At 58.8% G+C, this 9,973-nt stretch carries 8 protein-coding genes and 1 pseudogene; 6 read left to right on the forward strand and 3 right to left on the reverse strand.

The annotated features are described in order from the left end of the window. Window positions 1–308 precede the first annotated feature (308 nt). The 3 genes from AB4Y89_RS09285 to rpmA all read left to right on the forward strand — a co-directional run bounded on the left by AB4Y89_RS09285 (window position 309) and on the right by rpmA (window position 3,070). Window positions 309–2,003 carry a M20/M25/M40 family metallo-hydrolase gene (locus AB4Y89_RS09285; RefSeq protein WP_442300636.1) on the forward strand — a complete coding sequence of 565 codons (1,695 nt, stop codon included), beginning with the start codon at window positions 309–311 and terminating at the stop codon, window positions 2,001–2,003. Between the two features lie 439 nt (window positions 2,004–2,442). Beyond that, window positions 2,443–2,760 (forward strand): 50S ribosomal protein L21, encoded by a 318-nt coding sequence (rplU, locus tag AB4Y89_RS09290; protein ID WP_147645736.1) that lies wholly within the window; start codon window positions 2,443–2,445, stop codon window positions 2,758–2,760. Window positions 2,761–2,809: 49 nt separating this feature from the next. Further along, window positions 2,810–3,070, forward strand: a complete 261-nt coding sequence (gene rpmA / locus AB4Y89_RS09295) for a 50S ribosomal protein L27 (protein WP_442300637.1) — start codon at window positions 2,810–2,812, stop codon at window positions 3,068–3,070. A 162-nt stretch (window positions 3,071–3,232) separates the two neighbouring features. Here rpmA and AB4Y89_RS09300 read toward each other — a convergent pair whose 3' ends face one another. Further along, window positions 3,233–4,363 carry a hypothetical protein gene (locus AB4Y89_RS09300; RefSeq protein ID WP_442300638.1) on the reverse strand — a complete coding sequence of 377 codons (1,131 nt, stop codon included), beginning with the start codon at window positions 4,361–4,363 and terminating at the stop codon, window positions 3,233–3,235. A 193-nt stretch (window positions 4,364–4,556) separates the two neighbouring features. On the opposite strand from AB4Y89_RS09300, the gene AB4Y89_RS09305 reads away from it, so the two are divergent. Then, on the forward strand, window positions 4,557–6,605 hold the full coding sequence (locus AB4Y89_RS09305) for a glutaminase domain-containing protein (protein WP_442300639.1): 2,049 nt from the start codon (window positions 4,557–4,559) through the stop codon (window positions 6,603–6,605). 213 nt (window positions 6,606–6,818) lie between these two features. On the opposite strand, the gene AB4Y89_RS09310 is transcribed toward AB4Y89_RS09305, so the two are convergent. Continuing rightward, window positions 6,819–7,178 carry a carboxypeptidase-like regulatory domain-containing protein gene (locus AB4Y89_RS09310; protein ID WP_442300640.1) on the reverse strand — a complete coding sequence of 120 codons (360 nt, stop codon included), beginning with the start codon at window positions 7,176–7,178 and terminating at the stop codon, window positions 6,819–6,821. Between the two features lie 124 nt (window positions 7,179–7,302). Here AB4Y89_RS09310 and AB4Y89_RS09315 point away from each other — a divergent pair, with 124 nt between their 5' ends. Then, window positions 7,303–8,130, forward strand: a complete 828-nt coding sequence (locus tag AB4Y89_RS09315) for a rhomboid family intramembrane serine protease (protein ID WP_442300641.1) — start codon at window positions 7,303–7,305, stop codon at window positions 8,128–8,130. 13 nt (window positions 8,131–8,143) lie between these two features. Beyond that, window positions 8,144–9,091, forward strand: a complete 948-nt coding sequence (locus AB4Y89_RS09320) for an aldo/keto reductase (protein ID WP_442300642.1) — start codon at window positions 8,144–8,146, stop codon at window positions 9,089–9,091. A gap of 74 nt (window positions 9,092–9,165) precedes the next feature. Here the strand turns inward: AB4Y89_RS09320 and AB4Y89_RS09325 are convergent. Further along, window positions 9,166–9,886, reverse strand: a pseudogene (locus AB4Y89_RS09325) (helix-turn-helix domain-containing protein). Window positions 9,887–9,973 lie beyond the last annotated feature (87 nt).

A 9,973-nucleotide genomic window follows, 5' to 3' on the forward strand; every position in this document is an offset into this window, starting at 1 on the left:
CATTCGCGCGTTGCGCGAATCAAGAAGCAACGTCGATGGGGTGAGTTACGGAACACTTGTTTGGAGATCGGCGGGTGCTCCGTCCATCGCAAGATCCAAGGGATGAGGATGAGCTTTTGTTTTGCTTAAGGGCACGGCTTCAGCCGTGCCGTAATATCTGGCAAAAGACGCGGCTTTAGCCGCTGAGGGCTCTACGTTAGAGAAGCAGATTTCTCCGCTCCCGCTGGTCGCTACGAAATGACAAACAAACGTCTTCGAACTCCAGATTTGGACTACCCCAAATAGTCGAGACCGCCTAGGATAACGCCATGAAGAGAGCGCTGCTGCCCGCAGTCTTACTGCTGCCGTCCTTCGTCTACGCGCAGAACGGTATTCCCGCCGCGGAACGCAAGGGGTTCGATCGCATCACGCAGAGCGATGTGCGCAAAGACCTGGCGTATATCGCAAGCGATGCCCTGCAAGGGCGGTTGAGTCTGCAGCCGGGGGACGATCAGGCTGCCGAGTGGATAGCGAAGCAGTTCGCTGCCGCTGGTTTGAAGCCGATCACGAAAGAACCGGGAACGCGCGGTTACTTCCAGCCATTCCAGTTGGTCGAGTATGCTCCGGACCGCGCAGCGAGTTCGGTTACGCTCACACGCGCAGGCAAAGAGATTGCCTTTCATGCGCCCGAGGCGACGGGGGCGTTCAAGCGCGCGGTGGATATCACTGCTCCAGTAGTCTTTGCGGGCTTCGGTATCACGGCACCGGAGCTCGGATATGACGACTACAAGGGCATCGATGTGCGGGGAAAGATCGCTCTGGTCTTCGATCATGAGCCGCAGGAGGATGATCCTCATTCGGTCTTCAATGGCACCGGCAACACGCGATATGCGACGACGCGCGTCAAGTTGAAGAATGCTCAGGCTCACGGAGCCGTGGCGCTCTTGGTCGTCGCCGAGCCAAATCGCAAACATCTCACCAATGCGGAACGCTCTGCCCGTATCGGCGGCAGCGTAACTCGCACCCAACCGCTTCCGCTGCAAGCGATCGAGAAGGATGAGATCGATATCCCGTCAATACTGATTCGCGATGAGGTGCTGCAACAGTTGCTGGTGACAGCGGGAGCAACGGGAAGTGAGTTGCAGACGGCCATCGATCACGATCTGAAGCCGCAGAGCCGGGCATTGCCGGACACACAGCTCACGCTCCATCTGCGCAATACCAGGGAACATGTCGGAACGACGGAGAATGTTGCCGGTCTGCTGGAAGGATCAGATCCAAAGCTGGCTGTCGAGACCATTTTGATTACGGCACATCACGATCACGATGGAGCAACGCCGTGCGCCGCGGGTAAGGGCGATGTCGACGAACAGGGAAAGTCGACTCCGGCGAGCCCAGAGTGCATGCAGGTCTGGCATGGAGCGGACGATAACGGCTCCGGTACGGTCGGTGTGGTGGAGCTGGCGCGCGCGTTTGCAGCGAACCCGTCGCGGCCGAAGCGGTCGATTCTGTTTGTGGTGTTTGCCGCTGAGGAGCGAGGTCTGTTGGGAGCGTACTGGATGGCGGCACATCCGGTGCGTCCGTTGGCGACGACGCGGGCGCAGATTAACTTCGACATGATCGGGCGGGACGAGAAGCCGAGCCCGCAGACCGATGGTCTTATCGAGATTCCTGCGGATACGTCGAACCGCCTGAACCTGATCGGCGCGCTCTACTCACCGGAGTACAACCGCGTGGTGGTGGAAGAGAACAAGCAGGTCGGCCTGGTGTTGGATGACCGCTTCGATCGTGAGTCGGCGTTGAACGTCTTCTTCCGCTCCGACCAGTTTCCATTCGTGCTGCATAACATTCCGGCGTTCTGGTGGTTCACCGGCTTCCATCCGGACTATCACCACACCTCCGATACGGTGGAGAAGATCGACTATCCCAAGATGGAGAAGATTCTAAAGCTGGCGTATCTCTCGGCGTGGAGGTTCGGCAGCGATGCGCAGACTCCTGCGTTTATTGCGTCGCCGCAACCATAAGAGGAGCCGATGCCGTGGATGCCCCATGTCCCGGGGTCCCCAACGAACTTGTTTCGTTGGGGTGGTGTCCCGATTTTGGGGCGTGGGTATTCGCGCTACGCGCGAACGCTTTTATTCGTCATCCCGCAGAGAGTTGCTTTTGTTCGACTGCGGGAAGAGAAGCTCAGGATTGTTCCGGGGCTTGAAGGGGCCGAGAGGTTGCACAATGCATGGTGCAACCTGATTTGAGGCCTGATCTCCATTTGCACCGGGCCCCAAAGTGGGGTAAACTTTCTAAGTTTGGCGATGCGGCCGTTTGTCCTGGGGCTGGAGTCCTGAAGAATGGACTTGGTGAAGGATAGAAGGCGGCTTGGAAGCAGGCCTGTTTCGCCCCTTGCAATACCAATGAGATTTCCGGGCAGCGTGCCAGAGGGTGCGACTGTCTGTGGAGGGTATGACCATGTACGCAGTGATTCGCACCGGCGGTAAGCAGTACCGCGTTGCTCCCGGCGAGACCGTAAAGATCGAGAAGCTGGCCGTTGACGGCGCAGTTGAGTTTTCCGACGTTCTGGCCGTGAGCCCTGAAGAGGGTAAGTTCGAGAAGCTGGACGGCGCCAAGGTACTGGCCGAGGTTGTCAGCGAAGGCCGTGGCGACAAGATTCTGGTCTTCCACTACAAGCGCAAGAAGCAGTACAAGAAGCTGCAGGGTCACCGCCAGAGCTTCGTTGAGGTCAAGATCAACGAGATCCAGGTGAACGGTAAGAGCTTCAAGGCTTAAGATTTGATTTCGGCCGGGAATGCCCGGCCCATGAACGAGGTTCAAGGCGATGGCACATAAAAAAGGTGGCGGTAGTTCTTCTAACGGACGCGATTCAAACGCACAGCGGCTTGGCGTCAAGGCGTTTGCCGGTCAGGTTGTGACGGGCGGCAGCATCATCGTGCGTCAGCGCGGTACACCGCTGAAGGCCGGTCTGAACGTCGGCCGCGGCAGCGATGACACGTTGTTTGCCAAGATCGACGGCCGCGTGAAGTTCACCGACCGTGGCCGCATGGGACGCTTCGTCTCGATTGAGACTGTCTCGGCCTAACCAGGTTCGTAGTCGAGCAAAAGCCCCGCTCTGCGGGGCTTTTGCTGTTTTAAAGCATTTTCCCTGTTGCTGGGTAGCCCGAAAAGGATGTGCAGCGCGTTTTCATTGCGGAAAACGCCCATAGATGTCGAGACCCTACATTGCACCTACAGGGAAAATGCTCTAAGGATTTTTCGTCGTAGCAACCTTCTCCGCTACATCAAGTGGCGGGGACGTAGTGCGGTTCCTGAGCCATTCCACGGTGACGCCCTTGGCGGAGCTCTTTTCCGGCGGCAGGTTTTTCAAATCCGGCATGTATACCTCGATACCGGCCTTTTCTGTCATGCGGGTGGTTCCATAGACGAGCTGCGCCTGGTAGTTGGTCAGATCGAGATCGAACCATGGATCGTCGGACGCGTCGATCATGGTTAGGTCAGCCTGTCGCATGGTGAGTTTGCCGAAGTCGAGTGAACCGCCAACCAGCCGCAGAAAGTTATGCCACTGCGCCAGTTTCTCCTCGTCCATGTTGGCGTTGCCGTAGACGACCTTCAGATCGTCGTTCGAAAGTGTGACGCTGCTGATCTGTCCATGAATGTGGGGCGGCGGCAGAAAGCGTTGCGTATCGAGGTAGAGATCGTTGTCCGAGACCAGAACGCCGGCGACACCGGATTTGGGAACCAGGTCTTCGGCGTTGACGTGAAAGACACTGAGCAGGCCCTTCATCGGAATCTTGAGGACACTGATCTTGTTCAGATGGAACTTCAGGCGTCCATCCGGGAGAGGAGACAGGGCCCCTTGGAGCTGCACTGGCAGTGGCATCAGTTTGTGCAGCGTTCCATGAAGTTGAATCTGCCCGTCCTTGTTTTCAATGGAGACGCCGGTCAGCGGCGGTTTTCCCGACTCTCCGGAGTTGATGTAGTCCGCGATATCGGCCAGTTTGACATGGATGAAGCCTTTTTCAATCTCTAGCAGGAATGACTCCGGCAGGTCGAAGGAAGGATTCTGGCCTGTACGGGTAGAGCGCAACTGCCCACGGATCCAGCGGACGTAGACGCGGAAGTGCGGGCCTTTGCGAAGGATCAGGTTATGCGCGTAGAGGCGTGTAGGTTCGTGAGCATCCATTGCAGGCAGTGTGCCCGCAGGAGCCGCGGAGTCAGCGTGCAGAATGTATGCACGGCTTTGGCGTCCCAGCCAGAAGACGACGACAAACGCTACGAAAGCGAGCAAGCTCCAGGCGACCGCGCGTGGAGGAGGGCGCAGGATCATCCGTAGATAGATGCGGAAGAATGAATTTTCTTTTTGTTTCTCTCGCATGAAAAATTTCGTGTGAGCGTGCCGTACGGCTCTGTCGGCTAGAGCATTTCTCCTGTAGGTGTAGTGTAGGGATTCCGTATCTATGGGCGTTTTCCGCAATGAAAACGCCGCTGCACTCCCCTTCCGGGCTACCCAGCAACAGGAGAAATGCTCTAGTGGTCATTTCGGCGAGCGCTCCTGTACCCTGCTGGGCATGGCCATAAAGACGTTTGTGGCGGCACTGGCCGCCCTGCTCCCCCTGTCTGCGGCGGCGTTCGCCCAGAATGAACGGAACCCGGCAACTCCTCTCATTGCGTTTGATCCTTACTTCAGCGTCTGGTCGATGGCAGATCATCTCACTGACCAGAACACCAGGCATTGGACCGGAACGGAGATGCCGATGCGCGGCTATCTTCGCGTCGACGGTAACGCGTATCGCTGGATGGGGCGGAGCCCGGGATCGGTTGCGGCGATGGAGCAGAAGGCTCTGCACGTGACACCGACGCAGACGGAGTACACCTTTGAGGGTGGCGGAGTTCGGCTGCAGGCGATCTTTCTTTCTCCGAGCCTGCCAAATGATCTGGAGCTGCTGGCACGGCCGGTCACCTATCTGACCTGGCAGATTTCTGCCACCGACAGCAAGCCGCACGCAGTCGAGCTTTATCTGGGTGTCGATACGCGTATTGCAGTGGATTCACCGGACCAGCAAGTGACGTGGCATCGCGCCCGAGTGGGCGGGATGGATGTGTTGAGTGCTGGCTCCGTGGAGCAGAGAGCCCTGGCGCGTGCGGGCGATAATCTGCGCGCCGACTGGGGATACTTCCATCTTGCGGTTCCTGCGGAGACGCAGGCGATAACCTCGATCGGTGCCGACAGCGCAGCGGTGTTCCTGAAGTCAGGAAACCTGCCGCAGGACGATGATCTGGACCAGCCGCGCGCCGCCGACCGTTCTCCCCAGCTTGCGGTGGAGATGAAGCTGCAGGTTCCCGCATCGCAGACGGTGGAGCGTCACGTCGGCCTCGCCTTTACGCAGCCGTTGGCGATCGAGTATCTAAACCGCCGCCTCAAGCCCTATTGGGCACGCGACGGGAAGACGCCGCAGGCAATGCTGACCCAGGCGATGCAGGAGTATGCCGCAGTGGCCAAGCGCTCAAAGGACTTCGACGAGAAACTGACAGCGAAACTGCTGAAGGATGGCGGCCCGGTGTATGCGCGCCTGGCTACACTGGCCTTCCGCCAGACCTTGGCGGCCAATGGGCTGGCAGCCGATCTGGATGGTTCGCCGCTGCAGTTCCCCAAGGAGAACTTCTCCAACGGCTGCATCGCGACAGTGGATGTGCTGTATCCGTCCTCGCCGTTCTTTCTGTACTTCAATCCGGCGTTGCTGGAGGCTCAACTCAAGCCGGTGATGGAGTATGCGGCGTTGTCGCGGTGGAAGTTCCCCTTCGCGCCGCATGACCTGGGAACGTATCCGCTTGCCAATGGACAGGTCTATGGCGGCGGAGAGCGCACCGAGGACGACCAGATGCCGGTGGAAGAGAGCGGCAACATGCTGCTGATGATTGCGGCCATGGGGCGCGCCCAGGGTGACTGGCACTTTGCTAAACAGTACTGGCCGCTGCTGGTGAAGTGGGCGGCGTATCTGAAGGACAAAGGTCTGGACCCGGAGAATCAACTCTCGACCGATGACTTTGCCGGCCATCTGGCGCACAACGCCAACCTGTCCATCAAGGCGATTGATGCTCTGGGAGCGTTCGCGGAGATGGCCAAAGGCGTGGGCGACGACAGGCTTGCAAAGGAGTATGCCGGCCTGGCGGCGGAGATGGCGAAGAAATGGAGCGACCTTGCCCGCGAAGGAGACCACTACAAGCTGGCCTTTGATGCGGCCAATACGTGGAGCCAGAAGTACAACCTGGTGTGGGACGACCTGCTGGGGCTGAAGCTCTTCCCGGCGTCGGTGAAGAACACCGAGCTGGCGTTTTACAAGACGAAGTTGAATCAGTACGGCCTTCCGCTCGACAGCCGCAGAGACTACACCAAGCTGGACTGGGAGCTGTGGACCGCCACGCTGGCCGATGATGATGTGACCTTCCACACGCTGGTCGATCCACTGGGGAAGTGGCTGGACGAGACACCGACACGTGTCCCGCTGACCGACTGGTACGACACGAAGACCGGCAAGCAGGAGGGCTTCCAGGCCCGTTCGGTAGTGGGTGGAATTTTCATCAAGTCCCTTCGCCAGAGTGGATTAGGGCATAGGTAGACGATTTGTTGCCAACATGACAAAAGCCCCGCAAAGCGGGGCTTTTTCTATGGCTATCAATCTTTGTTTGTCATTTCGTCGCGATGGGGTCCCCGGACAGCTCTGCTGTCTGGGCAAAGCGGAGCGGGAAATCTGCTTTTCAACCGCGATTTCTAACTCGGGCATACCTGAAAAGCAGATCCCTTCGGGATGACAACTAAAAAGGGGATTTGCCTAGTTGACCTTCAGGTTGATTTGGAAGGCATTCTTGCTGTCGAAGGAGCTGACCGTCTTGGTGTTGCTCTTCTTGCCCTCGTGCACGGCCCACAGCTCGTAATCGGTGTTTTGGGAGAGCTGGCCGAAGCGGTACGCCCCGTCTTCACTGGTGATAAAGCTCTTTACGGACTGGGTGCGGGTGTCCTTCAGATAGACCACGGCCCCCTTCAGGGCGCCGTCAGAGCCGTCGATGACCTTGCCTTCCACAGTGCGCTGCTTCTGCTGTGCCACGGCAGCGGTCGGCGTTGCAATCGGCAGAGCAGCCGCGGCAGTGAGGCCGGCGGCGAGGACAAGGCGAATTAGGGACGGGCGACGCATATCACTGAGTATAAACACCCGGTAAAGCCGGAAGATGCGGTGAATCGTTCCGGGCGGCCGGCCGGCAGAAGAGTCCTCGGGAAGGCCGGGACGGGGGCTAGGCCGCTGTGATGAAATGGAGTGCATGCGCAGCACCGGACCCATCACGCTGAACCTTCCACACTTTTCCGGCGCGACCCGCAAGCTCATCCTCATCCACCTGGCGTCCTTCTTCGGTTTCCTTGTGCTGGAATGGGCAGCCCGGGATATCGCGCACCTGCTGACCGGATATGTAGTGCTGGTGCCGCAGAGCGTCTTCCACGGCCACGTCTGGCAACTGCTGACCTTCATCTTCTACCCGATTGGTCTTCTGGGGATGATCTTCGCCCTACTCTCGCTGTGGTTCCTCGGGGTGTGGATGGAGGGAACCTTCGGCAGCCGGCGTCTGGTCGAGCTCTATCTATTCACTGCCGTTGGAGCGGGGCTGCTGGCTTCGGCGATCTGCTACACGCATGTCTTCGGGTTGCGCCCGGATCTTGTCGCCGCCGGTCCATGGCCTGCGGTCATGGGGCTGATGACAGCGTTTGCCTCGTTGATGGGCGACAGCGAGATGTATGTCTTCTTCGTCATCCGGATGAAGGCGAAGTATGCGGTCTCCATCTTTATCCTGTTGCAACTGGCAACGGTGATTCAGGGTGGCGATCGTCTTGGTGCTTTGGCCGAGCTCTGCGGAGCCTTGTGCGGTTGGCTCTACTTCAAGTTCGCGCCGACGCGTGGGTTGGTCTATGGCGCCAGCGAGGGGTATTTCGGCTTGCGCAATGGCTACTATCGCTGGAAGCGCCGCCGGGCCGCACGTAAGTTTGAGGTCTACATGCGCAAGCAGAACCGCGTGGTGAAGTTCGATGAAGAGGGCCGTTACATCGCGCCTGATGACGAGCGCCGCGATCCTCGCGACAGAAAGTGGATGAACTGAGGAGAACGTTGGGATGGAGAAGAAGCAGCTTGGCCGTTCGGGCCTGATGGTTTCACCGATCTGTCTGGGTGGCAATGTGTTCGGTTGGACAATCGATGAACAGAAGTCCTTCACCATCCTGGATGCATTTGTCGATCGCGGTTTCAACTTCATCGACACGGCTGATGTCTATTCGCGCTGGTTCCCGGGCAACAAGGGAGGCGAGAGCGAGACGATCCTCGGCAACTGGTTCGCCCGCAGCGGCACACGCGACAAGGTCGTGCTCGCCACCAAGGTCGGCATGGAGGTCGCCGAAGGAAAGGGTCTGCGCAAGGCACACATCGTGAAGGCCGTAGAGGGCTCTCTGCAGCGGCTGCAGACGGATTACATCGATCTCTACCAGGCGCACACGGATGATGTAGAGACGCCTCTGGAGGAGACGCTTGGGGCCTTCGCATCGCTGGTGCAGGCCGGGAAGGTGCGTGCGATCGGCGCCTCGAACTACAGCGGCAAGCGTCTTGCCGTCGCTCTGGATATCGCCAAACACAACGGCTTTCCGAGATACGAGTCGATCCAGCCGCACTACAACCTGGTTGTGCGCCAGGAGTACGAAGAGGGCGTAGAGCCGGTGGTGGACAAGCACAACATCGGTGTCATTCCTTACTTCTCGCTCGCTGCCGGATTTCTTACCGGGAAGTACAAGTCAAAGGCAGACGCGGAAGGCGCAGCACGCGCAGGTTATGTGACCAAGTACTTCGACGAACGTGGAGAGCGCATTCTGAAGGCGCTTGCGGAGGTATCCGCATCAACAGGAGCCAAGCAGGCAACGGTAGCGCTGGCGTGGTTGTTGAGCCGCCGTACTGTTACTGCTCCCATTGCGAGTGCAACGAGTCTTGAGCAGCTGAATGAAGTGCTGGCCGCAGGCGAGTTGAAGCTGCATCGTGATGACACGGTGAAGCTGTGTAAGGCGAGCGCGCTGTAAGGCAGTTGCTGGTTGCTAGTTCCTGGTTGCTAGTTGGAATATTCGCCGCCCATTCACTGGGTGCCTGTAGGAGGTCAAGAGGTTGTTGACATCTGGAGCCTGCTGATGGGCGGGCGTAGGTTGAGGCTAGCATGAGGTCTTTGTTGGTTGTAGAAGTCTGTCCAAGGGGCGAGTTGGGTGTCTCTTTGTTCTGAGTTTTCCCAGTAGGAAAGAGATGGTGGTTTCCGCCTTCTGGTCTGCCAGTACGCGGGTAAAGGCGACCCGGGAATGATCGTCGACAGCCACATGCAGCGCCAGCACGCCAGGGTGTTGCTTTTTGCCGCGCAAGCGCCCGTCGCCACGTACCACCACCTCTCCGAAGCGGGTCATCCCTTTGATGTCCAGGTGCAGCAGGTCGCCTGGGCGCTCGTGCTCATAGCGAACCACCGGTGGGGACGGCTCCAGATCGCGCCACCGGCTCAGCCGTGCACTCCGCAGCATACGGCTTACGGTTGCTGTACTTAGCCCCATCTGCCGGGCGATCAGCCAGCCAGCACGCCGCCCACGGCGCAGCTCGATCACACGTTCCCGAACTTCCTCCGGGATGCGCCGCGGGCTACGATGAGGACGCGATCTACGGTCCTGCAGCCCTCCCAGCCCCTCCGACCGATACCGGAGRACCCACTTCGATACGGTCTGTCGGCTGACCTTGTACTCGGCTGCCGCCTCGCACACGCTCAGCCCTCCCTCCACCACGGCTACACACATCGCTCTTCGACCATGCACCGTCAATCGGGCATGATAGTGATAGTCCATCCGTTCCTCCGGAAACTTCTATTTGCTCGTCACAAACAGAATCTCCAGATACAAACGGATGGACAACAACCTCTTGAAACATCACAG

Source organism: Terriglobus sp. 2YAB30_2 (assembly GCF_052114765.1).
Classification (GTDB): Bacteria; Acidobacteriota; Terriglobia; order Terriglobales; family Acidobacteriaceae; genus Terriglobus.